This is a genomic window from Kitasatospora sp. NPDC101801 (genome assembly GCF_044766665.1).
In the GTDB taxonomy this organism is placed as follows: Bacteria; Actinomycetota; Actinomycetes; order Streptomycetales; family Streptomycetaceae; genus Kitasatospora.
Map to the genome: position 1 here is coordinate 1 of NZ_JBIWML010000026.1, position 23,695 is coordinate 23,695.

General features: G+C 71.4%; 22 protein-coding genes. 13 read left to right on the forward strand and 9 right to left on the reverse strand.

Going from position 1 to position 23,695, the window contains the following annotated elements; all coding sequences use genetic code 11:
* Positions 1-150 precede the first annotated feature (150 nt).
* The 4 genes from ACIRPK_RS24685 to ACIRPK_RS24700 all read left to right on the forward strand — a co-directional run bounded on the left by ACIRPK_RS24685 (position 151) and on the right by ACIRPK_RS24700 (position 2,468).
* The gene (locus ACIRPK_RS24685) at positions 151-501 is read left to right on the forward strand and encodes a hypothetical protein (protein WP_403041714.1); all 351 of its coding nucleotides are present in this window, start codon (positions 151-153) and stop codon (positions 499-501) included.
* Positions 498-833 carry a nuclear transport factor 2 family protein gene (locus tag ACIRPK_RS24690; protein ID WP_403041717.1) on the forward strand — a complete coding sequence of 112 codons (336 nt, stop codon included), beginning with the start codon at positions 498-500 and terminating at the stop codon, positions 831-833. The genes ACIRPK_RS24685 and ACIRPK_RS24690 overlap by 4 nt, the downstream gene beginning before the upstream one ends.
* A 206-nt stretch (positions 834-1,039) precedes the next feature.
* Complete coding sequence (locus ACIRPK_RS24695) at positions 1,040-2,254, forward strand: glycoside hydrolase family 64 protein (protein ID WP_403041719.1); 1,215 nt, start codon at positions 1,040-1,042, stop codon at positions 2,252-2,254.
* Positions 2,255-2,291: 37 nt separating this feature from the next.
* Complete coding sequence (locus ACIRPK_RS24700) at positions 2,292-2,468, forward strand: hypothetical protein (RefSeq protein ID WP_403041722.1); 177 nt, start codon at positions 2,292-2,294, stop codon at positions 2,466-2,468.
* 15 nt (positions 2,469-2,483) lie between these two features.
* Here the strand turns inward: ACIRPK_RS24700 and ACIRPK_RS24705 are convergent, their stop codons facing one another.
* The 3 genes from ACIRPK_RS24705 to ACIRPK_RS24715 all read right to left on the reverse strand — a co-directional run bounded on the left by ACIRPK_RS24705 (position 2,484) and on the right by ACIRPK_RS24715 (position 3,829).
* Positions 2,484-2,783: a hypothetical protein gene (locus ACIRPK_RS24705; RefSeq protein ID WP_403041724.1), complete on the reverse strand. Its 300-nt coding sequence runs from the start codon at positions 2,781-2,783 to the stop codon at positions 2,484-2,486.
* 186 nt (positions 2,784-2,969) lie between these two features.
* Entirely contained in the window at positions 2,970-3,491 is a 522-nt protein-coding gene (locus tag ACIRPK_RS24710) for a DUF488 domain-containing protein (RefSeq protein WP_403041896.1), read from the reverse strand.
* Positions 3,452-3,829: a VOC family protein gene (locus ACIRPK_RS24715; RefSeq protein WP_403041727.1), complete on the reverse strand. Its 378-nt coding sequence runs from the start codon at positions 3,827-3,829 to the stop codon at positions 3,452-3,454. Before ACIRPK_RS24715 ends, ACIRPK_RS24710 begins: the two co-directional genes overlap by 40 nt.
* 118 nt (positions 3,830-3,947) lie before the next feature.
* On the opposite strand from ACIRPK_RS24715, the gene ACIRPK_RS24720 reads away from it, so the two are divergent.
* The 3 genes from ACIRPK_RS24720 to ACIRPK_RS24730 all read left to right on the forward strand — a co-directional run bounded on the left by ACIRPK_RS24720 (position 3,948) and on the right by ACIRPK_RS24730 (position 8,043).
* Positions 3,948-6,680 carry an alpha/beta fold hydrolase gene (locus ACIRPK_RS24720; RefSeq protein WP_403041728.1) on the forward strand — a complete coding sequence of 911 codons (2,733 nt, stop codon included), beginning with the start codon at positions 3,948-3,950 and terminating at the stop codon, positions 6,678-6,680.
* Positions 6,677-7,531, forward strand: a complete 855-nt coding sequence (locus ACIRPK_RS24725) for an ABC transporter permease (protein WP_403041730.1) — start codon at positions 6,677-6,679, stop codon at positions 7,529-7,531. Before ACIRPK_RS24720 ends, ACIRPK_RS24725 begins: the two co-directional genes overlap by 4 nt.
* Before the next feature lie 134 nt (positions 7,532-7,665).
* Positions 7,666-8,043, forward strand: a complete 378-nt coding sequence (locus tag ACIRPK_RS24730) for a hypothetical protein (RefSeq protein WP_403041733.1) — start codon at positions 7,666-7,668, stop codon at positions 8,041-8,043.
* Between the two features lie 49 nt (positions 8,044-8,092).
* Here the strand turns inward: ACIRPK_RS24730 and ACIRPK_RS24735 are convergent, their stop codons facing one another.
* Complete coding sequence (locus ACIRPK_RS24735) at positions 8,093-9,745, reverse strand: alkaline phosphatase D family protein (protein ID WP_403041735.1); 1,653 nt, start codon at positions 9,743-9,745, stop codon at positions 8,093-8,095.
* A 120-nt stretch (positions 9,746-9,865) separates the two neighbouring features.
* Between ACIRPK_RS24735 and ACIRPK_RS24740 the strand changes: the two genes are divergently transcribed.
* Complete coding sequence (locus ACIRPK_RS24740) at positions 9,866-10,495, forward strand: dienelactone hydrolase family protein (RefSeq protein WP_403041898.1); 630 nt, start codon at positions 9,866-9,868, stop codon at positions 10,493-10,495.
* A gap of 238 nt (positions 10,496-10,733) precedes the next feature.
* On the forward strand, positions 10,734-11,645 hold the full coding sequence (locus tag ACIRPK_RS24745; RefSeq protein ID WP_403041737.1) for a transporter substrate-binding domain-containing protein: 912 nt from the start codon (positions 10,734-10,736) through the stop codon (positions 11,643-11,645).
* Between the two features lie 340 nt (positions 11,646-11,985).
* Here the strand turns inward: ACIRPK_RS24745 and ACIRPK_RS24750 are convergent, their stop codons facing one another.
* Together ACIRPK_RS24750 and ACIRPK_RS24755 are read right to left on the reverse strand one after the other, a co-directional pair.
* Positions 11,986-13,323: a DUF2252 domain-containing protein gene (locus ACIRPK_RS24750; RefSeq protein ID WP_403041739.1), complete on the reverse strand. Its 1,338-nt coding sequence runs from the start codon at positions 13,321-13,323 to the stop codon at positions 11,986-11,988.
* A gap of 79 nt (positions 13,324-13,402) precedes the next feature.
* On the reverse strand, positions 13,403-14,404 hold the full coding sequence (locus ACIRPK_RS24755) for an asparaginase (protein WP_403041742.1): 1,002 nt from the start codon (positions 14,402-14,404) through the stop codon (positions 13,403-13,405).
* Positions 14,405-14,573: 169 nt separating this feature from the next.
* Here ACIRPK_RS24755 and ACIRPK_RS24760 point away from each other — a divergent pair, with 169 nt between their 5' ends.
* Positions 14,574-15,029, forward strand: a complete 456-nt coding sequence (locus ACIRPK_RS24760; protein WP_403041744.1) for an Lrp/AsnC family transcriptional regulator — start codon at positions 14,574-14,576, stop codon at positions 15,027-15,029.
* A 12-nt stretch (positions 15,030-15,041) separates the two neighbouring features.
* On the opposite strand, the gene ACIRPK_RS24765 is transcribed toward ACIRPK_RS24760, so the two are convergent.
* The gene (locus ACIRPK_RS24765; RefSeq protein WP_403041746.1) at positions 15,042-15,821 is read right to left on the reverse strand and encodes an NAD(P)H-dependent oxidoreductase; all 780 of its coding nucleotides are present in this window, start codon (positions 15,819-15,821) and stop codon (positions 15,042-15,044) included.
* A gap of 140 nt (positions 15,822-15,961) precedes the next feature.
* Here ACIRPK_RS24765 and ACIRPK_RS24770 point away from each other — a divergent pair, with 140 nt between their 5' ends.
* Positions 15,962-16,810: a helix-turn-helix transcriptional regulator gene (locus ACIRPK_RS24770; protein ID WP_403041751.1), complete on the forward strand. Its 849-nt coding sequence runs from the start codon at positions 15,962-15,964 to the stop codon at positions 16,808-16,810.
* A gap of 10 nt (positions 16,811-16,820) precedes the next feature.
* Here the strand turns inward: ACIRPK_RS24770 and dnaE are convergent, their stop codons facing one another.
* The gene (dnaE, locus tag ACIRPK_RS24775; protein ID WP_403041753.1) at positions 16,821-20,378 is read right to left on the reverse strand and encodes a DNA polymerase III subunit alpha; all 3,558 of its coding nucleotides are present in this window, start codon (positions 20,376-20,378) and stop codon (positions 16,821-16,823) included.
* A gap of 61 nt (positions 20,379-20,439) precedes the next feature.
* Positions 20,440-21,318, reverse strand: coding sequence for a LysR family transcriptional regulator (locus ACIRPK_RS24780; RefSeq protein ID WP_403041755.1), 879 nt, complete (start codon positions 21,316-21,318; stop codon positions 20,440-20,442).
* A 71-nt stretch (positions 21,319-21,389) separates the two neighbouring features.
* On the opposite strand from ACIRPK_RS24780, the gene ACIRPK_RS24785 reads away from it, so the two are divergent.
* Together ACIRPK_RS24785 and ACIRPK_RS24790 are read left to right on the forward strand one after the other, a co-directional pair.
* Entirely contained in the window at positions 21,390-22,253 is an 864-nt protein-coding gene (locus ACIRPK_RS24785; protein ID WP_403041757.1) for a dihydrodipicolinate synthase family protein, read from the forward strand.
* Between the two features lie 224 nt (positions 22,254-22,477).
* On the forward strand, positions 22,478-23,515 hold the full coding sequence (locus ACIRPK_RS24790; RefSeq protein WP_403041760.1) for an aspartate-semialdehyde dehydrogenase: 1,038 nt from the start codon (positions 22,478-22,480) through the stop codon (positions 23,513-23,515).
* The last annotated feature ends 180 nt before the right edge of the window (positions 23,516-23,695 follow it).

The following is a 23,695-nucleotide window of genomic DNA, read 5'->3' on the forward strand; positions in this document are numbered from 1 at the left end:
GGAGTTTCGTTGCGTTCGTGACGGGCCAACCCCCACCCCTCGCACCGCTGTGGCCTGCAGACTCACATGATCACCGGGACTTTGGAACACCCCTGCTCATGGCCGGCACCCGACCAGCCGGAATGACGGAAGGATGGACCGACGTGGCCCGTGCGCTTCGGTGAGGCCCCGATCGGCTTCATCCGGCAGTACTCGGGAATCGAGCTCGCACACGGTTCGATGCAGGACGTCCGAGCCGTCGTCGGCCGGGCGCCCTGGCCGGCAGACGTGTGCGCTCAGTTCGACCGCCTGCTCGCCGAACGTCCACTGTCCATCGTGCAGTACAGCCGGGCCACCAACGTCGACTTCGCTACCGAGGATGACCTGTACGCATATCTGCACAGGGTCTATGACCATCTGTTCCGGGGTGCCGACGAGGTGCCGATTCCACCGGAGAGACGCAGTCGGGTCGCTCCGGGGTGGCTGCTGCCCCGCCGGTGCGGGAGACAATCCGATCCATGACTGCCGCACGTGATCCCCAGAGTGTCGTGGAACGCCAGCTCGACGCCTACAACGCCCACGATCTCGACGCCTTCCTCGCCACCTATGCCCCGGAGGTGGTGGTCCATCGCCGCGACGGCTCGGTGAGGGAGGGCGCGGAGGCGCTGGGTGACACGTACCGCGACCAGTTCGCCGCGGGCCGGTGCCGGGCGGAGATCAGCGGGCGGCTGGTCGAGGGCGAGTGGGTGGTCGACCACGAGACCGCGTACGGCATCACCGAGGAGCCGATCCGCCTGCTGGTGGCGTACCGGGTACGTGACGGTCTCATCGACCAGGTCCGCTTTCTGGCCTGAGCCAGTGGGGTCGGGCGGCGCGGGCAGGTACGGCGCCGGAGTGGATGTCTGGACCATTGACATGTCCGGGTGGGCGGTCGCATCCTGAGAGCGCTCTCAGAGTGCGGCGTCACCACCGCCGCCGGGCTGTCGCCCCCTCCTTCCGGTCCCCACACCGGTCGTCCCGGCAGTCCGGTGGTACCCCACCACCTGGAGGAACGACCCCCATGGGCACGAGACGAGCACCCGCACGCCGCACGATCGGCGCGGTCGCCATGGCCGCCGCCGTGACGGCGGCGGCCGGTATCACCCTGGCGCTCCCCGCGCAGCAGGCCGGCGCGGCGGTCCCCACCACCATCCCGCTCACCTTCACCAACAACTCGGGGCGCACCGAGCCGGTCTACATCTACAACCTCGGCACCCTGCTGACCACCGGTCAGCAGGGCTGGGCCGACGCCAACGGCACGTTCCACGCCTGGCCGGGCGGGGCCAACCCGCCGGTGCCCGCGCCGGACGCGTCGATCGCCGGGCCCGGCAGTGGTGGGACCACCACCATCCGGATGCCGAAGTTCTCCGGCCGGATCTACTTCTCGTACGGGCAGAAGCTGGTCTTCAAGCTCACCACCGGGGGCCTGGTCCAGCCCGCCGTGCAGAACCCGAGCGACCCGAATCGCACCATCCTCTTCAACTGGTCGGAGTACACGCTCAACGACTCCGGGCTGTGGATCAACAGCACCCAGGTCGACATGTTCTCGGTGCCGTACGCGGTCGGGGTGAAGGCGCCGAACGGCACCGTCACGAGCACCGGTCACCTGAAGCCCGGTGGCTACCAGGGCTTCTACAACGCGCTCAAGGGTCAGCCGGGCGGCTGGGCGAACCTGATCCAGACCCGGTCCGACGGCACCGTGCTGCGGGCGCTCTCACCGGGGCACGGGATCGAGTCCGGTGCGCTGCCGGCCACCGCGATGAGCGACTACGTGAACCGGGTGTGGAGCAAGTACGCCACCTCCACGCTGACCGTGACGCCGTTCGCCGACCAGCCGGGGACCAAGTACTTCGGGCGGGTCTCCGGCAACACGATGAACTTCACCAACAGCGCGGGCGCGGTCGTCACCAGCTTCCAGAAGCCCGACTCCGACAGCATCTTCGGCTGCTACAAGCTGCTGGACGCCCCCAACGACCTGGTCCGGGGCCCGATTTCGCGCACCCTGTGCGCGGGGTACAACCGCTCCACCCTGCTCACCAACCCGAACCAGCCCGACACGAGCGCGGCCGGGTTCTACCAGGACGCTGTCACCAACCACTACGCGCGCAAGATCCACGCGCAGATGGCCGACGGCAACGCGTACGCCTTCGCCTTCGACGACGTGGGCCACCACGAGTCGCTGGTCCACGACGGCAGCCCGCAGCAGGCGTACATGACGCTCGACCCGCTGAGCTGACCCACCGTCACCGGTCCCGTCCGTCAGGTCGGGGCCGGTGACGCGGCGCAACGTGTATGCCTGCGCCTCGACGGGCGAGACCGGCGTCGACGTGCTCGTGGTGCGTCAGCCAGGCCGCTCGGAGAACATCACTGTGTGCCGTCGCGACAGGCGCGGCCAGGTCCTCCTCGGCACCGTCACCGCAGCCGCGCTCGTCATCCGGCTCCGCACCTGACCACGTGCCGTGACCTCAACTCACCGAGGCATCCGGTGCCAGCACCAAGCCGGCTGTTGCGAGGAAGTCCTCAAGGCTGATGAGACCGTCGTCGGTGCGGTCGTCCCATTCGATCAGGAGCCCGGAGCGGCCCTCGTTCCAAGACTCCCGACTGTCATCGAAGTCAGGGCCGGGGTGCCACTCGACGCTGCCCTCACCATGCCGGTACCGGAGATACAGGTACTGGCCGTCGGCAGTCCAGGCATCCCACTGTGATGGGCTGGCGTAGCACGTCTGCACAACCCGTGTCAGGATCCGGCCCTCATCTGTACTCATCCGACGATGGTTGCGCAGCACCAGGCGCCTGGCAATCAACTTCGGGCTGTTGGCACATGCGCCTTCAGCACCAGGGTCCGGGGGAGTGCCAGACCGAAGTGCCGCTCCAGCACCCCCAGGCGGTCCGGTGCACCTCGCGGTCCGCTCGCTGCTCGTCCGGCGGGCCATTGCCAGTCGGCAACTCCGCTACCGGAGCGGCGACTTCGGGGTATCCCGCTGAGGCACCGTCAGGGTGCGGAGGGGGCAGGGCGTGGCCGGGGGATGCGTCAGCAGTTCGCGCAGGACGGCCGCGTGGCTGTGGTCGAGGTCCTTGGCGGCGGTCAGCAGGACTACCGGGCCGGCGGCCAACCGCGTGTGCAGGGAGGCGAGTTCGGCCTGGGCCTCGGGGGCGGCGAGCTCGGTGAGGTAGCGGGTGCGGAAGGTGGGGAAGTCGCCGCCGCCGTGGTGCCAGCGGCGCAGTTCGGTGGACGGGGTGAGCGGCTTCGGCCGGCCGTCCAGTGCGGCGCGCTCCTTGCTCAGGCCGCGCGGCCGGCGGCCGGCGACCAGGATCCGGGCGCCGTCCTCGGGTCGGTGGGGGTTGTGGACCCGGCCGAGGTGGATGGCGGGTATGAGGGGAGCGTAGGCGCCGGTCCGGTCGGAGGGGCGGTGCCGCTCCGACCGTCGGGGCGTCAGACGGCGGCGCGCTCGGCGGCGTTGCGCTCGACGCAGAACTCGTTGCCCTCAATGTCGGCGAGGGTGACCCAGCCGGAGCCGTCGGGGCGGCGACGGTCGGCGACCAGGGTGGCGCCGATGGCGAGCAGGCGCTCGACCTCCTCGTCGCGGGTCCGGTCGCTGGGCTGGATGTCGAAGTGGAGGCGGTTCTTGGCCGCCTTGCCCTCGGGGACGGCGACGAACAGCAGGTCGATCCGGTCGCCCACGATGAGGGCCTCGGGGTCACCGGGCTTGTCGTCGTCGGCGAGCTTGGCGTTGAGGACCTCGGCCCAGAAGGAACCGAGCCGGTAGGTGTCGGCGCAGTCGATGGTCACGTGATGGATGAGAGATGCCATGGCGGACACTATGACGGTTGGTCAGATGATCGTCCATGGGATAGACCGCTGGTGGTGGGGCGGGCCGCGCGCGAGACTTACAGGTTTCCTACCGCGCGGGCGGCTAGGGTCGGTGACCATGGGATTCGGTGGGGTGTGGCGTCGGTGGCGGCCCGGGCGCAGGCGGCTGATCGCGGGGGCGGCGGCCGGTGTGGTGCTGGTGGTCGGCGGGGCGGCGGTGGCCGTCGGCGGTGACGGACCGACGGCGGTCCGGCAACAGGAGCAGCGGCTCTCGATGCCCGAGACACCCGGTTCGGCGGAGCAGGTCAGTATCGACACCTCGTTCTTCACCACGGGTGGCACCCCGCGCCCGGCGGTCCTGCTCGCGCACGGTTTCGGCGGCAGCAAGGACGGCGAACGGGACCAGGCCGAGCGGCTGGCCCGGCAGGGGTACGCGGTGCTGACCTGGTCGGCCCGGGGCTTCGGCGCCTCGACCGGGAAGATCGGGCTGGACGCGCCGGACCGGGAGATCGCCGACGTGCAGCGGCTGGTGGACTGGCTGGCCCAGCGCCCCGAGGTGCAGCTCGACGCACCTGGCGACCCGAGGGTGGGCATCACCGGCGCCTCGTACGGCGGCGGGGCCGCGCTGCTCGGTGCCGCGTACGACTCCCGGATCGACGCGGTGTCGAGCCAGATCACCTGGTGGAATCTGAACGAGGCACTGTTCCCGCAGGGAAGCAGCGAGCAGGGCCCGCAGTCGGCGGGGGCGGGTGGCACCGACGGGGTGTTCAAGAAGCTGTGGGCCGGGATCTTCTTCACCACCGGCTCGGCCGGCGGTCTGAAGGGAGGTCAGCCGAAGCAGCAGGACGGTCCGGTCGGCTGCGGCCGGTTCTCGGACGAGCTGTGCGCGATGTACGACCGGGTGGCCACCACCGGGCGGGCGGACGCCGAGTCGGTGGCGCTGCTGGACCGGTCCAGCCCTTCCTCGGTGGCGGCGCGGATCAAGGTGCCGACGCTGGTGGTGCAGGGGCAGCAGGACTCGCTCTTCCCGCTCGACCAGGGGGACAGGATCGCCAAGGCGGTGGCGGCCAACGGGGCACCCGTCGCGGTGGACTGGTTCGCCGGCGGCCACGACGGCGGCACCGAGGGCAGCGAGCGGGTGGAGGGCCGGGTCGCCGCCTGGTTCGACCACTACCTGAAGAGGCAGGACAACGACACCGGCCCGGCCTTCCGGGTCACCCGGACCGGCGGACTGGACTCGACCGGCTTCGAGGCGGTGCTGCGCGGCGCGAGCGCCGACAGCTACCCGGGCCTGGGCGGGACGGGGACCCGGACGGTGCAGCTGACCGGCGGTGAGCAGACCATCGCCAACCCGCCCGGCGGCGCCCCGCCGAACATCTCCGCCGTGCCCGGCATCGGCGCGCTGAGCCAGCTCTCCTCGGTGGGGGCGGGCCTGGCGATCGACTTCCCGGGCCAGTTCGCGAGCTTCGACTCCGCGCCGCTCGACTCGACGCTGCACCTCACCGGTGCGCCCACCGTCCAGGTCCAGGTCCAGGCCGACCGGCCGGACGCGGTGCTGTTCGCCAAGCTGTACGACCTCGGGCCCGACGGCAAGCAGACCCTGCCGCAGCAGCTGGCCGCCCCGCTGCGGGTCACCGGCGCGGCGGCCGGGAGGTCGGTGACCGTCCAACTGTCCGCGGTGGACCACGAGTTCGCGGTCGGACACCGGCTTCGGCTGGTGCTGGCGAGCAGCGACCTCGGGTACGCCTCGCCGGTCGAGCCGGCCACCTACCGGATCTCGGCGGCCGGACCGCTGACCGTACCGACGGTGGACGGGCTGCGTACCGAGGCGGCGCCGCTGCCCGCCCGGGTCTGGGTGCTGCCGCTGCTCGCGCTGGCGGTGGCCGCCCTGCTGCTGGTCAGGTTCCGGCGCACCAAGGTGGCCAAGTACGACCCGGCCCTGGCCGAAGTGCCGCTCCTGATCAGTGGGTTGAGCAAGCGCTACCACGGCTCCGCCGACCGGTACGCGGTCCGGGAGCTGGGCTTCCGGGTGGAGCGCGGGCAGGTGCTCGGCCTGCTCGGGCCGAACGGCGCGGGCAAGACCACCACGCTGCGGATGCTGATGGGGCTGATCCAGCCGGACGAGGGCGAGATCCGGCTGTTCGGCCACGCGGTGCGCCCCGGCGCACCGGTGCTCTCCAGGGTGGGCGCCTTCGTGGAGGGCGCGGGCTTCCTGCCGCACCTGACCGGCCGGGCCAACCTGCGGCTGTACTGGCAGGCCACCGGCCGCCCGGTCGAGGACGCGCACTTCGACGAGGCGCTGGCGATCGCGGACCTGGGCGAGGCGCTGGACCGTGCGGTGCGCACCTACTCGCAGGGCATGCGGCAGCGGCTGGCGATCGCCCAGGCGATGCTGGGCATGCCGGAGTTGCTGATCCTGGACGAGCCGACCAACGGTCTCGACCCGCCGCAGATCCGGGAGATGCGCGAGGTGATGATCCGGTACGCGGCCGCCGGGCGCACCGTGATCGTCTCCAGCCACCTGCTCTCCGAGGTCGAGCAGAGCTGTACCCACCTGGTGGTGATGGACCGGGGCCGGCTGGTCAGTGCCGGGCCGGTGGCCGAGATCATCGGCGGCGGCGAACTGCTGCTGGTGGCCACCCCGGCCACCGAGGTGGCGGAGAAGGTGGCCGAACTGCCGGGCGTGGGTGCGGCGGAGGCGGTCGAGCAGGGTCTGCTGGTACGACTGGACGGGATGACGGCGAGTGAACTGGTGGCGGAGCTCGTGAGGTTGGGCGTACCGGTGGAGGGTGTCGGACCGCACCGCCGACTGGAGGACGCGTTCCTGTCGCTGATCGGGGGTGCGGCATGAGCGCCGTGGTGGAGCACGCTCCCGGCTACCGGGCCCGTCGCACGCTGCCGCTGTGGGTGGAGGCGGTGCGCCAACTGCGCCGCCGCCGCACGCTGGTGATGGGCGGGGTGCTGGCGGCGCTGCCGTTCATCGTGCTGGCCGCGTTCCAGCTCGGCGGCAACACGCCGGGCCGGGACGGCCGGACCAGCTTCATCGAGCTGGCCACCGCCTCGGGGGTGAACTTCTCGGTCACCCTGCTGTTCATGGGCACCGGCTTCCTGCTGGTGATCCCCGTCGCGGTGTTCTGCGGCGACACGGTGGCCTCCGAGGCGGGCTGGTCCTCGCTGCGCTACCTGCTGGCCGCACCCGTGCCCCGGTCCCGGCTGCTGGCCCGGAAGTTGACGGTCGGGCTGGCCTTCTCGGCGGGCGCGGTCCTGCTGCTGCCGCTGGTCGGGCTGGTGGTCGGCACGGCCGCGTACGGCTGGGGCGACCTGCGGCTGCCGACCGGGGCGACCCTCCCGGCGGCCGAGGCGCTGCCCCGGCTGGGGATCGCGGTGGCGTACGTCTTCCTGGCCGAACTGGTCATCGCCGCGCTGGCGTTCTGGCTCTCCACGGTGACCGACGCACCGCTGGGCGCGGTCGGCGGGGCGGTCTTCCTGTCCATCATCACCGGTGTGCTGGACGCCGTGACGGCGCTCGGCGACCTGCGGCAGTGGCTGCCCGCGCACTGGCAGTACGCCTGGGCGGACGCGCTGCAGCCCAAGCTGGAGTGGGGCGGCATGCTCCAGGGCGTGACGCTCTCGGTCAGCTACGCGGTGGTGCTGGTGGCCCTGGCGTTCCGGGGCTTCGCCCGCAAGGACGTGGTCTCCTGACGGTGGGTCGGCGGTCCTGCAAGGTCTTTGCAAGGACATGGCAGGAAGATCGCGTCAGCTCGCCGGGTGGCCGGTGAGCTGACGCCCGCCGCTGATCCGTGGCGGGCCGGATTCCGCGAGCCGAAAGGCCCCCCGTGTACCGTCCCCGCAAGAAGAGTCTCGCCGCAGTTTCACTGCTGACCGCCGCCCTCGCCTTCGCGGGCACCGGCCTGTCCGTCCCGGCGGCCACCGCGGCCGCCTCCTGCCAGAGCTACAAGATCAGCACCAGCGGTGGACAGGTCTCCTACACCGAGTGCAACCACCTGGAGAGCACGCCGAGTTACACCACCGTTCAGGGCTCCGTGAAGGACGTGGACGCGGACGGGCAGTGCGCCTACGCGTACACCACGCTCCGGGGCGGCGGCACCGTGGACGAGGCGAAGGCCTGTCCGAAGGGGACCACGAAGAACTTCAGCTGGACCTACCGCGGCTACGCGCCGGTGGAGGTGCAGGTCTACCTGCGGGAGGCGTGAGCAGCCGGGCCGGTCACCCCCGCTCGACGGGGGTGACCGGCCCGTTCGGTCAGCGGGGTGACCAGACCCGTTCGACCTGCTGGGTGCCGGTGCGGGTGCGGTAGCCGCGGGTCCACTTGCTGGTGGCGTCGCGGCGGGTGCGGTCGGAGAGGACGTAGTAGTCCATCTGGACCTGCTCGGGGGTGACGTCCAGGACGCCGTACCCGTGTGAGTCCAGGTCGACCCACTTGACGTGCCGGTTGGCGCCCTGGATCGCGGCGGCGGCCAGCAGCGAGACGGTCTGCGGGGCCACCTTGAGGATGTCGTCGATGTTGTCCGAGGTCACCGAGGTGACCACGAACTCGGTCGCCGCGCTGCCCGAGGCCGGGTAGGTGGCGGCCTCGTTGGGTACGTCGGCGGCCCAGGCGGAGTGGATGTCGCCGGTCAGGAAGACGGTGTTGCGGATGCCGTGCGAGCTCAGGTGGCCGAGCAGTTCGCGGCGGTCGTGGGTGTAGCCGTCCCACTGGTCCGGGTTCACCGCCAGGCCCTCGGCGGGCAGGCCGAGCAGCTGGGCGAGCGGCCGGAGCAGGTAGCCGGGCAGCGAGAGGAAGGCCACCGGCGAGATCATCACCGAGTTGCCGACCAGCCGCCAGTTGGTGTCCGAGGCGGACAACCCGGCCTTCAACCAGTCGAGTTGGGCCCGGCCGGTGATGGTGCGGTCGGCCGAGTCGACCTCGCCGGTGGCCGCCTTGGCCTGCGCGCTGCGGAACGAGCGCAGGTCGAGCAGCGAGAGGTCGGCCAACGTGCCGTAGCGCAGCCGCCGGTAGGTGGTCCCGGCGATCGACGGCCGGACCGGCATCCACTCGAAGTACGCCTGCTTGGCGGCGGCCACCCGGTCCGCCCAGCTGCCCTCGGTGCCCGGCGTGTGGTTCTCCGCGCCGCCCGACCAGGCGTCGTTGGCCACCTCGTGGTCGTCCCAGATCGCGATCGTCGGCACGGTCGCGTGCAGTGCCTGGAGGTCCGGGTCGGTCTTGTACCGGCCGTGCCGGGTGCGGTAGTCGGCCAGGTCCAGGATCTCGTGCGCGGGCGCGTGCGGCCGCACCACGGTGCCCCGGGCGGCGAACTGGCCGGTGCCGTACTCGTAGATGTAGTCACCGAGGAAGAGGAACGCGTCCAGGTCGCCCCGGGCCGCCAGGTGCCGGTACGCGGAGAAGTAGCCGGCCTCCCAGTTGGCGCAGGACGCCACGCCGAGCCGCAGCCGGCCGAGCGCCGCGTCGGTGGCCGGGGTGGTGGCGGTGCGGCCGACCGGGGAGCCGACTGCGCCGGCGGTGAAGCGGTACCAGTAGCTGGTGGCCGGGCGGAGGCCCCGGACGTCCACCTTGACGGTGTGGTCGGTGGCCGCGGTGGCGGTCACCGTGCCGGAGACCACCACGGTGGCGAAGTCGCGGTCGCTCGCCACCTGCCAGGTCAGCCGGGTGTCGGCGCCGTTGCCGGAGCCGGGAGTGGCGTCCGGTGCCGGGGTGATCCGGGTCCAGATCACCACCCCGTCGGGGAGCGGGTCGCCCGAGGCGACCCCGTGCAGGAACTCCGGCGCGGCAGCGGCGGTGGCCGGTGCGGCGGCGGCGAACGGAAGGGCGGCGGCACCGGCGGTGAGTGCGGCGGCCTGGAGGACCCGGCGGCGACGCGGCCGGGCGAGGGACAGGGCATCGGTGGGCTCAGTCACGTCCAGCAAGGCTACTGAACGGTAAGTAGTTGTCCAGAGCGCGGACTGACTGTTCGTCGGCTCTTCACCCCGGTGTCGCGGGCGCGGCCGGTCCGGACCGGGCGGCTCCGGTGGGTGATGATGGTCGGGTACCTCGAACAGCTGACTCCGAAGGAACCAGACGTGGCTCAGATCGTCCTCTTCCACTCCGCGTACGGCCTGCGCCCGGCGGTGCACCAGGCCGCCGACCGGCTGCGTGCCGCCGGCCACCAGGTGCACACCCCGGACCTCTACGACGGCCGGGTCTTCGACGATGTCGAGGCCGGGATGGCGTACAAGGAGGAGATCGGCAGCGAGGAGCTGCTGCGCCGTGCGGTGACCGAGGTGGCCCCGCTGCTCACCGCCGCCGACACCCGGCTGGTCTACGCCGGCTTCTCGCTCGGCGGCGCGCTGGCGCAGAACCTCGCGCTGGCCGACGAGAAGGCGCTCGGGCTGCTGCTCCTGCACGGCACCTCGGACATCCGGGAGGACGCCGCCACCGAGATCCCGGTCCAGCTGCACGTGGCCGACCCCGACCCGTTCGAGTCGGAGGACTGGCTGAACGCCTGGTACCTGAACCTCAGCAAGGCGGGCGCCGACGTCGAGGTGCACCGCTACCGGGGCGCGGGCCACCTTTACACCGATCCCGAACTGCCCGACCACGACGCCGAAGCGGCCGAGCGGACCTGGGCGGTCGCGCTGGCCTTCCTGGCCGAGATCGCCGCGGGCTGACGGCGGAACCGACGTTGTACGCCGGGCACAGCCCCCGTACGAACTGGCGTGAGCATGGTGGCTTATAGTCTGACCGGCATTCCCGTCCTGGGGCGTCGTCGGGCTCCGGCCCGGCCGTTTCGGCACGCGGAGTGGGATCTCACCGGAGCGGGGCCGGCGAGGTCCCGTCGGTGTGCGTCGCCGTCGCCTGTCCCGAACCCGCCGCGTGGTGCGTCGATCAGTCGGGAGAAGCGATTACATGAGCCAATTCACCAGTCGTAGTGGTCAGGTGGCGGGCGTCGCGGTGGTGGGCGCGTTGCTGCTGAGCGGCTGCGGCTCGGAAGGTCCGCAGGGCGACAAGGTCTCGCTGCACGACCGGCTGCCCAAGGCGGTCCGGACCGCCGGGGTGATCCGGGTGGGCGGGTCCTTCACCGCCGCCCCGGTCATCTTCAAGAACGCGCAGGGCCAGCCGGACGGTCTGGACGTCGACCTCGCGGCCGCGATGGAGAAGGAACTCGGGGTCCGGTTGGAGTTCGAGGACGCCGGTCCGTTCGCCAACGTGCTGCCCGGGCTGTTCGAGAAGAAGTACGACATCGGGATGTCCGGCATCACCGACACCCGCGAGCGCCAGCTGGGCGTCGACAAGAACGACCAGCCGATCAACGAGGGCGTCGACTTCGTGGACTACTTCATGGCCGGTATCGGCATGGTGGTCAGCAAGGGGAACCCCAAGAAGGTCGCGGCCATCGACGACCTGTGCGGCCGGAGCGTCGCGGTGAAGAAGGGCACCACCCACAACGACCTGGTGGCCAGGCAGCAGAAGGCGTGCGAGCACACCGGCAAGCTGCTCAAGATGCTCGAGACGAGCGCCGACGCGGAGGCGCTGGAGCTCGTGCGCACCGGGACGGCCGAGGTCTACGTGACCGACTACCCGAAGGCGCAGCACAACGCCACCACCATCGGGGAGGGGAAGACGTACGACCTGGCGGGACCGCAGATCCAGTCCCGTCCGTTCGGGATAGCGGTCCGCAAGAGCGACCGCGAACTGCGGGACGTGCTGATGAAGGCGATGAACGCGTTGATCAGGAACGGTACGTACGACGAGCTGCTGGCGAAGCGTCAGCTGGGTGCGGGTGCGATCCAGAACTCGGTGGTGAACGGCAGCCAGTGAGTGCGGACGCCCGGCCGGAGGCGGCGGCCGGGCGCGCTGGACAAGTACGACGGAGAAGAGGCCGGGCAGAGGTCCGGCCGGAACAGTGGGGCGGCACCCCTGACGTGGCGGGGTGCCGAGCGGGAGCGGACGGCGGGTCAGGAACGCTCTCCGGCAGGCGCAGCCCTTGGCAGGGCGCTCGGTTGCACTACCCAGGGGCTCGGGGAACTGCGACGAGGTCTGGCGCTGGGGGCACTGCGAAAGTGCCTGGCCATTGACGCGACGATCACCTGTTTCGAGCCGGCGTCGCAGTTCCCCGAGCCCCTGACCGTAGCTGCCGAGCCATCTGCCGAAAGGCAGGTCAGCCGAGGCCCGGGATGCGGTCGTTGCGGAAGAGGTCGACGAAGATCTGGTGGTCCCGGCGGGCGCGGTCGCCGTAGGTGAGGGCGAAGGAGACCAGCATGTCGGCGAAGTCGGCGGTGTCGTCGCCGATCGCGGCGTCGATCGCGTGCTCGGTGGAGAACGGCACCAGGCCGTGCCCGCTGGAGGACTCGTCGGCGGCGGCGTGCATGCCCGCGGTGGCCCGGCCGAGGTGGGTGACCACGTCGCGGAGGTCGGCCGGTTCGGTGAGGTCGGTCCAGTCCAGGTCGGCGGTGTAGGGGGAGACCTCGGCGACCAGCATGCCGTGGCCGCGCAGGGTGGCCCAGCCGAGCCAGGGGTCGCTGTGGGCCTGCAGGGCGCGCTGGGAGATCACCGTGCGGTGGCCCTCGTGGGTGAACCAGTCGCGGATCTCCGGGTCGGTGACGTGCCGGGAGACGGCCGGGGTCTGACCCTGCTTCAGGTAGATCACCACGTCGTTCTCCAAGGCGTCGGTGTGGCCCTCCAGGAGCACGTTGTAGGAGGGCAGGCCGGCGCTGCCGATGCCGATGCCCCGGCGGCCGACCACGTCCTTGACCCGGAGGGCGTCGGGGCGGGTGCGGGTGGCCGGGGGGAGGGTGGCCAGGTACTGCTCGAAGGCGGTCAGCACCTCGGCCCGGGTGGCGTCGTCCAGCGGGATCGCGCCACCGCCGGAGCGGAACCGGCGCTCGTACCCCTCGACCACGGTCTCCCGCTCCAGGAGTGCCACCCGGGTCTGCAGCCGGGCCTGCCGGAGGGTCTCCAGCAGCGGGCCCTCGGCGGTGTCCAGGGTGTACGCCTCGGCCGGTGCGCCGGCCGCGAGGGCGGCGATCCGGGACCGGTAGGCGGTGGCGAAGGCCCGGACCAGCTCGGCGATGGTGTGGTCGGAGAGCGCCTTGGCGTAGCCGAGCAGGGCCAGGCTGGCGGCCAGCCGCTGGACGTCCCAGGTGAAGGCGCCGACGTACGCCTCGTCGAAGTCGTTGACGTTGAAGACCAGTCGGCCCTCGGCGTTCAGGTAGGTGCCGAAGTTCTCCGCGTGCAGGTCGCCGTGGATCCAGACCCGGCTGGTCCGCTCGTCCAGGTACGGCGCGCCGAAGGACTCGAACGGGGCGGTGGTCAGGTCGGCGTAGTACAGCCCGGCGGTGCCCCGGTAGAAGGCGAACGCCGAGGCGGCCATCTTGCGGAACTTCACCTTGAACGCGGCCGGGTCCTCGGCCAGCAGTCGGCCGAAGGCGTGGTCGAAGACCCGCAGGATGGTCTCGGCCCGCTCGGGCTCGCGCTCGGCCGCGTTCTGCTGCTGCATGGTGATCGTCCTCTGTGCTGGTGCGTCGGTCCTGGAACGGATGACGCCACAGTATTCGGACGGGTTCCCGGGCCGGGGCTCAGGCGTGGGTGAGTGCGCTGCTGTGGGCCGCCAGCGCGTGCCGGAGCAGTTCGGTGCGCCCGGCCCGGTCGGTGGCGCCGAGCAGCGCGGCCAGCACCGCGATCCGGGACTGCCCGGCCCGCAGCGTGCCGGTCGGTACGGCGCCGGCGGCGACCAGGTCGACCGCGCCGCCGTGGGTGTAGATCTCGGTGACCGGACCGGACTGCACCCGGGTGGTCAGCGCGACCAGCACGCCCTGCGCGGTGGCGTCGGCGACCGCGTCGACGAACTCCGGGGTGGCGTTGCCCGCGCCGGTGGCGACCAGTACGACGCCCTGCGCCTCGGCGGCCACGGCGGCCCGGAACAGCACCGGGTCGGCGTCCGAGTGGTGCATCACCATGTCCACCCGGGGCGGCGCGGTGGTGACGGCGGGGAGTGCGAGCGGGGTCGGGCGCTCGGGCTGACGGATGATCAGGGCGCGGCCGAAGCCGACGTCGCCGAGCCGGTCGCCGGAGGGGTCGGTGAAGGCGTTCGGGGCCACGGTCTGGGTCTTCACGGTGCCCCGGGCGGCGTGCACCTCGCCGTCGAAGACGACCAGCACGCCCAGGCCGCGGGCGGTGGCGGCGGTCAGCAGGGCGTCGTGCAGGTTGCCGGGCCCGTCGCCGTCGGCGGCGTCCAGCGGGAGCTGCGCGCCGGTCAGCACCACCGGGCGCTGGTCGGTGTGGTGCAGGTCGAGCAGGAAGGCCGACTCCTCCAGGGTGTCGGTGCCGTGGGTCACCACGATGCCGTCCACCCCGGGGTCGCCGAGCACCCGGTGCACGGTGTGCAGCAGTTCCAGCTGGTGCAGGCTGGTCAGCCGGGGGCTGTTCACGCTGAACAGGTCGACCACCTCGACCGTGACGCCCGCCGGGACGGCGGCGGTCGCCATCACTTCGCTGCCGTCGGCGTCGGCGGCGAAGCCGGAGCCCTGCCACCGGCTGGCTATGGTCCCGCCGGTGCTGATCACGACGATGCGTGCCATGGGTGCCTCCAGAAGGGGAACAGCCCGACACCGACTGTTTGCCGGGGCCGGGCTGTCTGTTGGTCTCCGCGGGTGGCGGAACGCTCACCAGCAAGAATACCGGCACCGGTGCGCAATGCGATCGCGAATTCTTGCCAGCCCGATCGAAAGTGCGCAAGATGAGCGCGTGATGGATCAGATTGACAGGGATATCTTGCGCGAGCTCCAGCGCGACGGCCGACTGAGCAACCAGGAGCTGGCCCAGCGGGTCGGGCTGACGCCCTCGCCGTGCATGCGCCGGGTCCGCCAGCTGGAGCAGGACGGCGTGATCCGGGGCTACCGCGCGGTGATCGACCCGGCCGCCGTCGGCCGCAGCTTCGAGGTGCTGGTCTCGGTCGAGGTCCGCCGCGAGCGGGAGGCGGTGGAGGCGTTCGAGGCCGCGCTCCAGGAGATCCCGGACGTGATCGAGGCGTACCGGCTGTTCGGCAGCCCCGGCTGCCTGCTGCGGATCGCGGTCGAGGACCTGAAGGCGTACGAGCGGCTCTGGATCGAGCGGTTGACCACGCTGACCGGGGTCACCGAGGTCAACTCGCAGATCATCATGAAGCGGGTGAAGGAGCCGAGCGGCCTGCCGGTCGGCGGCTGACGGGGCGTCCGGTCAGCCGCGTACGTGCAGCCCGAAACCCGTCCGGCCGGCGGGCTCCAGGCCCTCCTTGAGGTGCAGCGAGGGGATCTCGTAGTCGCCGAAGTTCTGCCGCCGGAACGCGATCGGCTCGGTCGACTCCAGGGTGAGCAGGCGCTCCTGCCACGCCTTGGCGACGTCCGGGTAGTCCTCGGGGGTCAGCCGGTCGGCGCTGTACAGCAGGAACGGCGGCAGCACCTCGACGCCCGGGTGGTAGAGGACGCCGTGCTGGAACGGGAACAGCAGGTCGTCGATCGGGCCGTTGATCCCGCGCGCGGAGTAGTGCGACTCCGGGCCGCCGAGGGTCACCGAGAGCAGGGCCCGCCGGCCCGCGAGGGTGCCCTCGCCGAAGCGCTCGCCGTACTTGGTGGCGCTGTGCTCGCCGACGCCGTAGGCGAAGCGGTGGGTGAACACCCGGTCCACCCAGCCCTTGAGGATCGCGGGCATGGTGTACCACCAGAGCGGGAACTGGAAGACGATCGTGTCGGCCCAGAGCAGCTTCTCCTGCTCGGCGCGGACGTCCGGACTGAGCGTGCCGGCCTCGAAGGCCCGGCCGGAGTCCAGGGCGACCCGCAGCGGGCTGGAGGCGTCGGGGCCGTAGTCGGCGGCGTCCACGGTCGCCTTCCAGTCCATCGCGTACAGGTCGCTCACCCGGACCTCGTGCCCGGCGGCCGTCAGGGTGGAGACCGCCAGGTCCTTCAGCGAGCTGTTGAGCGACTTCGGGTCCGGGTGGGCGTGGACGATGAGGGTCTTCACGGGGTGCTCCTTCGGATCGGGTGCTCTCGATCCTGGGCGCTGCGGCGGCCGGTGTTCAGGGGCGCCGCTTCCGTCGGACCGGGGTTCCTGGTACTGGCAGGGCCACCCTCGGGGAGCGCCGGCGGGGCCATACTCGACGCATGGACGATCTTGCGGGCTTCCTGCGGACCCGGCGTTCCCGGGTCGACCCGGCCGCCGTCGGCATCCCCACCGACAGCCGCCGCCGGGTGGCGGGGCTGCGCCGTGAGGAGGTCGCCCACCTCTCCGGGGTCAGCGTCGACTACTACGTCCGCCTGGAGCAGGGCCGCGCGACCCAGCCCTCCGGGCAGGTCCTCGACGCGCTCGCCCGGGTGCTCGGCCTCGACGGGACCGAACGCGACCACCTCTGCCGGCTCGCCGGGAAGCGCCGCCGCCGGGCGAAGGTCCCGGGCGGCCGGGTCCGGCCGGAGCTGCTGCGGGTGCTCGGCCTGGTCGCCGACGCACCCGCGCTGATCATGGACCACCGGCTGGACGTGCTCGCCGGCAACCGTCTCGCCGGGCTGCTCTACGGCCGGTCGACACCGGGCCTGAACATCGCCCGGAACCTCTTCCTGGAGGAGACCGAGCACGGCCTCTACGCGGACTGGGAGCACTGCACCCTCGACGTGGTCGGCCACCTGCGGCTGGCCGCGGGCAAGTACCCCGAGGACCCCCGACTCACCTCCCTCATCGGCGAGTTGGCGATGGGCAGCGAACGCTTCCGCCGCCTCTGGGCCCGCGCCGACGTGCGCACCCGCACCCACGGGCGGAAGGCCTACCGGCACCCCCTGGTCGGCCCGCTGGAACTCCACCAGGAGAACTTCGCCCTGCCGGACGAGTCGGGCATGGAACTGATCGTCCTGTCCGCCGCCCCCGGCACCCCCACCGAGGACGGCCTCCGCCTGCTCGCCACCCTGGGCCCGGACACCGCCGAGCTCCGTCCCCCCGCCGACGCCCGGGTCGGCGAGTAGCCAGGACGGATCAGGCGTTGCTCCAGGCGGACGGGCCCAGCAGGGTCTTGACCTCGGAGGCGAAGGCGCCGTTGTCGGGGCTGACCAGGAAGCCGAGTTCGTAGAGGACGTTCTTGTCGCGGCCGGTGGTGAGCAGGCGGACCGGGACGTCGCCGGGGTGGGAGCGCAGGGTGGTCTTGAACTCGGCGATCATCTCGGGGTTGACCCGGCCGGTCGGGACGGTGATCAGGATCGGGGGCTTGCCGCCGTGTTCGGCGGAGGAGATGTCCAGGCTGGTGATCTCCTGGCCGAAGATGCTGAGCGAGCCGTCGCGTTCGTTCAGCCGGCCGCGGACCGAGATCACGTTGTCCTCGACCATCTGGTCGGACATCAGGTTGTAGGAGGCCGGGAAGAACAGCACCTCGACCGAGCCGTCCCGGTCGGCCAGGGTGATGATCGCCCAGGCGTTGCCCGCCTTGTTGATCCGGCGGTCGACCGCGGTGACCAGGCCGGCCAGCCGGACCTCGCCCTCGGTGCGGCCGGAGCCGAGCAGTTCGGCGATCGAGACGTCGCGGTTGCGGGAGAGGATGTGCTCGGCGCCGTCCAGCGGGTGGCTGGAGACGTACAGGCCGAGCATCTCCCGCTCCAGGCTGAGGAGTTGCTTGCGCGGCCACTCGCGGTCGGAGAGCTCGAAGTCCAGCCCGATGGTCGGCACGTCCTCGCCGTTGTCCATCGCGCCGAACAGGTCGTCCTGGCCGATCGCCTGCTGCTTCTTGACGCCGGTGACGGCGTCGATCGCGTTCTCGTGCACGGTGGTGAGCGAGAGCCGGGTGTGGCCGAGCGAGTCGAAGGCGCCGGCCTTGATCAGCGAGTCGACGGTGCGCTTGTTGCAGACCACCAGCTCGACCTTGTCCAGGAAGTCGGCGAAGGAGGCGTACTTCCCCTTCTCCTTCTGGGTCTTGACCAGCGAGTCGATCACGTTGGTGCCGACGTTGCGGACGGCCTTGAGGCCGAACCGGACGTCGGTGCCGACGGCGGTGAAGTCCTCCACCGACTCGTTGACGTCGGGGGAGAGGATCTTGATGCCCATCGACCGGCACTCGGCCAGGTAGACGGCCATCTTGTCCTTGTCGTCCGCGACCGAGGTCAGCAGGGCGGCCATGTACTCGGCGGGGTAGTTCGCCTTCAGGTAGGCGGTCTGGTAGGAGACCAGGCCGTACGCGGCCGAGTGCGATTTGTTGAACGCGTAGCCGGCGAACGGCACCAGCACGTCCCAGACGGCCTGGATCGCCTCGTCCGAGTAGCCGCGCTCCTTGCAGCCCGCGTGGAAGGGGACGAACTCCTTCTCCAGGACCTCCTTCTTCTTCTTGCCCATCGCGCGGCGGAGCAGGTCGGCCTGTCCGAGGCTGTAGCCGGCCAGCACCTGGGCGGCTCGCTGCACCTGCTCCTGATAGACGATCAGGCCGTAGGTGGGGCCGAGCACCTCGGCGAGCGGGGCCTCCAGCTCGGGGTGGATCGGGATGATCTCCTGCTGGGCGTTCTTCCGCAGCGCGTAGTTGGTGTGCGAGTTCATGCCCATCGGGCCCGGCCGGTACAGCGCCGAGACGGCGGAGATGTCGGCGAACTCGGTCGGCTTCATCAGCTTCAGCAGCGCCCGCATGGGCCCGCCGTCGAGCTGGAACACGCCCAGGGTGTCGCCCCGGGCCAGCAGTTGGTAGGTGGTCGGGTCGTCCAGCGGGATCTTCTCGATGTCGACGTCGATGCCGCGGTTGGACTTCACGATCTTGATGCAGTGGTCGATGATGCCCAGGTTGCGCAGACCCAGGAAGTCCATCTTGATCAGACCCATGGCTTCGCACGACGGGTAGTCGAAGCCGGTGATGATCACGCCGTCCTTGTCCCGCTTGTGCAGCGGGATCAGTTCCAGCAGCGGGGTCGAGGAGAGGATCACGGCCGCCGCGTGCACACCGGTGCCGCGGATCAGGCCCTCGATGCCGAGGCCGGTGTCGATGATCTTCTTGACGTCCGGCTCGTTCGCGTAGAGCGAGCGGATCTCGGTGCCTTCGTTGTAGCGCGGGTGCTTCTCGTTGAACAGGTCGGCCAGCGGCACGCCCTTGCCCATCACGTCCGGCGGCATCGCCTTGGTGATCCGGTCGCCCATCGCGAACGGGTAGCCGAGGATGCGGTTGGCGTCCTTGACGGCCGCCTTGGCCTTGATGGTGCCGAAGGTGTTCACCTGGGCGGTGTACGCCTCGCCGTACTTGTCGGTGACGTACCGCACCATCTGGTCGCGCTGGCGGTCGTCGAAGTCGATGTCGACGTCCGGGGGGTTGATGCGCTCGGGGTTCAGGAACCGCTCGAACAGCAGATCGTGCTCCAGCGGGTCCAGCTCGGTGATCCGGGTCAGGTACGAGACCATCGAGCCGGCCGCCGAACCACGGCCCGGGCCGACCGGGATGCCGTTGTCGCGGGCGTACTGGCAGATGTCGGCGACCACGAGGAAGTACGCGTCGAAGCCCATCGGGGAGATGACGCCCATCTCCAGCTCGATCCGGTCCAGCACCTCCTGGCTCGGGTTGTCGCCGTACCGGTGCTGGAGGCCGGCCTTGATCTTCTGCCGCAGGAACGACGCCTGGGTCTCGCCCTCCGGCACGTCGAACTGCGGCATCCGGTCGACGTAGTTGAAGACCTCGTCGTACGGCTCGATCCGGTCGGCGATCTCCAGCGTGTTGCGGCACGCTTCCGGCAGCTCGGCGAAGAGCGCGCGCATCTCCTCCGGGGTCTTGATGTAGTAGCCGCTGCCGTTGAACTTGAAGCGGTTCGGGTCGTCCTTGTTCTTGCCCACGCCGACGCAGAGCAGGCTGTCGTGCGCGTCGGCCTGATCGGCCGTCACGTAGTGCGAGTCGTTGGTGGCCAGCAGCGGGATGTCCAGCTGCTTGGCGATCCGCAGCAGACCGTCCCGGACGTCCCGCTCGATGGACAGGTCGTGGTCCATCAGCTCCAGGAAGTAGTTCTCCCGGCCGAAGATCTGCTGGTAGGCGTCGGCGGCCTTGACCGCCTCCTCGTACTGGCCCAGCCGCAGCCGGGTCTGCACCTCGCCGGACGGGCAGCCGGTGGTCGCGATGATCCCGGTGGCGTTCGCGGCGATCAGGTCGCGGTCCATCCGGGGCTTCATGTAGTAGCCCTCCATCGACGCGAGCGAGGAGAGCTTGAAGAGGTTGCGCAGCCCGGTGGCGTTCTGCGCCCACATGGTCATGTGGGTGTACCGGCCCCCGCCCGAGACGTCCTTGCCGCCCTCGCCGTCCGCGCTCACCTGACGCTGGCCGCCGGGCGCCCAGAACACCGGCTTCTTCTCGAACCGCGAGCCGGGCGCGACGTACGCCTCGATGCCGATGATCGGCTTGACGCTGCCGATCTTCTTCGAGGTCTGGAAGAACTCGTACGCGCCGAACATGTTGCCGTGGTCGCTCATCGCGATCGCGGGCATGCCCTGCCGCTCCGCTTCCGCGAACAGCTTGCCGTTCTTCGCTGCTCCGTCCAGCATCGAGAACTCGGTGTGGACATGCAGGTGAACAAAGCTGTCGGCCACGGTGGGACGGCTCCTCAGGCTCGAAGGAAGGCTCCACCCTAGCCGCTGATCGGACATCCAATCAGCACCTCAGGTCACTCGGGAGTGCCGTTTGCAGAGCTGTGACGAAGGCCGCCACGGCCGGGTGGCGGGCCGCTCCGGCGCGATAGGCGATCCGGGTCCGGCGGGCCATCGGCAGGCGGGTGAGCGCCACGCCAGAGGGTGCCCCGGCCACTCCCAGCTGGGGGACGAGAGCCACTCCCTGGCCCGCCGCGACGAGCGCCAGAACCGTGCCGAAATCGTCGATCTGGTGCCGGATCCGGGGGGTGTACCCCGTCGCCTGGCAGGCCCGGACGGCCATCGCGTGGCAGAGCGTGCCGTGCGGTGCGACGATCCACGGCGAATCCCGGTGGTCGGCGATCGTCCCGGCCGACGGAGCCGCCAGGTACATCGCCTCGGTGAACAGCGACTCGGTGGCCAGCCCCGGCTGCGGGTCGGTCGGCACGAAGTCGTACTCGTGCACCAGTGCCACGTCCAGCTCGCCGGAGCGCAGCATCGCCGAGACCTCCGCCGGGTCCACCTCGGTGACCATCGGCTCCAGCCCGGGGTGCTCCCGGGCGAGCGCGGCGAGGGCGGCCGGGATGATCGCCCGGGCCGCCGAGGGATAGGTGCCGATCCGCAGTGGGCCCGCCAACCCGCTCCTGGCGTCCGCCAGTTCGGCCCCGGCCAGCTCCAGCCGCTCCAGCACCGCCTCGGCGTGCCGGACCAGGTTACGCCCGGCCGGGGTGAGCGCGACCCGGCGGCCGGTCCGCTCCAGCAGCGGTACGCCGGCCTCCCGCTCCAGCACCGAGAGCTGCTGGGAGACGGCGGACGGGCTGAAGGCGAGCGATTCGGCGACGGCGGCGATGGTGCCGCGGTGGGCGAGTTCACGGAGCAGCCGCAGGCGGCGGACGTCGAGCATCGGCTCAGCTTACGAGATCCGTCGGAGATGTGAACTGGACCTGCACGGTGAAGGGCGGCAGGCTCGACGGCATGGAACTGCACGGAATCCACGTCCCGCTGGTCACCCCCTTCGCCGCCGACGGCACCCTCGCCGTGGCCGCCCTGGAGCAGCTGGCCCGGCAGGCGCTGGCCGACGGCGCGGCCGGGCTGGTCGCGCTCGGCACCACCGCCGAGGTGGCCACCCTGGACGAGGCCGAGCGGCGCACCGTGATCGAGGTGTGCGCCAAGGCCACCGCCGAGTACGGCGCCGTCCTCACCGTCGGCACCGGGGGCAACGACACCCGGCGCACCGTCGAGGCGCTGGCCGCACTGGCCGGGGTCGCGGACGCCGCGCTGGTCACCGTGCCCGCCTTCACCCGGCCGGGCGAGGCCGGCGCGCTGGCGCATTTCGAACAGTTGTCCGCCGGGAGCCCGGTGCCGCTGATCGTCTATCACATCCCGTACCGGACCGGTCAGGCCCTGGGCGCCGCCGCGCTGCGCCGGATCGGCGCCCTGCCGAACGTCGCCGGGGTCAAGTACGCGGCCGGCGGGATCGACCAGGAGACCGTCGCGCTGCTGGCCGACCTGCCACCGCAGTTCGCGGTGCTGGCCGGGGACGACCCCTTCCTCGCCCCGCTGCTCGCGCTCGGCGCGACCGGCGGCATCCTGGCCTCGGCCCACCTGGCCACCGACCGCTTCGTCGAGCTGGCGACCGGCCGGGGGTCGCGCCAGCTGGGCCACCGGCTCGCCCGGCTCTCGATCGCCTGCTTCGCCGAGCCCAACCCGACCGTGATCAAGGGCGTGCTGCACGCCCAGGGCCGGATCCCCACCCCGGACGTCCGGCTGCCGCTGCTGCCCGCCGGGCCGGCGTCGGTGGCCGCCGCGCTCACGGTGCTGGCGGAACTGACGGGCTGACAGCACCGCGCGGGCCGGTCGGATTCTTCCCTCCCGACCGGCCCGGCACCGGCGAATCGGGGGCGTCCGGTGGTGGCGGCCGCCGGATTTCCGCCCGGCGCCGCCGACGGCCGGTGCACCGCCCGTTCACCCACTGGAACGCCGTACCGCCCGACCCGCCCGACCAGGCATGATGGGCGGAGTGTGCGGATTCTGATCGAGCACAACACAGGAGGAGAAACCCGATGAAGATCGGCATCGTGGGCGCCACCGGCCAGGTCGGTGGAGTGGTGCGCAGCATTCTGGCGGAGCGTGAGTTCCCCGTGACGGAGCTGCGGCTGTTCGCCTCGGCGCGGTCGGCGGGCAGGACGCTGCCCTGGGGGGACGGCGAGGTCACGGTCGAGGACGCGGAGACCGCCGACTACGCCGGCCTGGACATCGTGATCTTCTCCGCCGGTGGCTCGACCTCCAAGGCGCTGGCCCCCAAGGCCGCCGCCGCCGGTGCGGTCGTGATCGACAACTCCTCGGCCTGGCGCCGCGACCCCGAGGTCCCGCTGGTGGTCTCCGAGGTCAACCCGGACGCGATCGCGAACCGCCCCAAGGGCATCATCGCCAACCCGAACTGCACCACCATGGCCGCCATGCCGGTGCTGCGCCCGCTGCACGACGAGGCCGGGCTGACCGCGCTGGTCGCCACCACCTACCAGGCCGTCAGCGGCTCCGGCCTGGCCGGCGTCGCCGAGCTGCACCGGCAGGCGTGCGAGATCGCCGAGCAGGCGGACCAGCTCGCCTTCGACGGCGAGGCCGTGCAGGCCACCGACCCGGGCGTGTACCAGCGGCCGATCGCCTTCAACGTGGTCCCGCTCGCGGGCAACCTGGTGGACGACGGCTCGTTCGAGACCGACGAGGAGCAGAAGCTCCGCAACGAGTCCCGCAAGATCCTGGAGATCCCCGACCTGAAGGTCTCCGGCACCTGCGTGCGGGTCCCGGTGTTCTCCGGTCACTCGCTCCAGGTGAACGCCCGCTTCGCCAACCCGATCAGCGTCGAGCGCGCGTACGAGCTGCTCGCCAAGGCCCCGGGCGTGGAGCTGTCCGAGATCCCGACCCCGCTCCAGGCGGCGGGCAAGGACCCGTCCTTCGTCGGCCGGATCCGGGCGGACGAGACGGTGGAGAACGGCCTCGCGCTGTTCCTCTCCAACGACAACCTGCGCAAGGGCGCCGCGCTGAACGCGGTGCAGATCGCCGAGCTGGTCGCGGCCGAGCTGGCCGAGCACCGGGGCTGACGCCCCGTCCGGCCCGGCCGGTGCGTCCCGGGACCTCCGGCCGCGCCGGGCGGGCCCGGCGGAACGGTTCACCAGCCGATCGGGGGGTAGAGAGTGCCCACCGGCGGTGCTCGCCCCGACCGCCGGACGTCGGCGGCCGTGCGGGCCCCCACATCGTTTCCCCGCGCGGTGCGGCCCTCC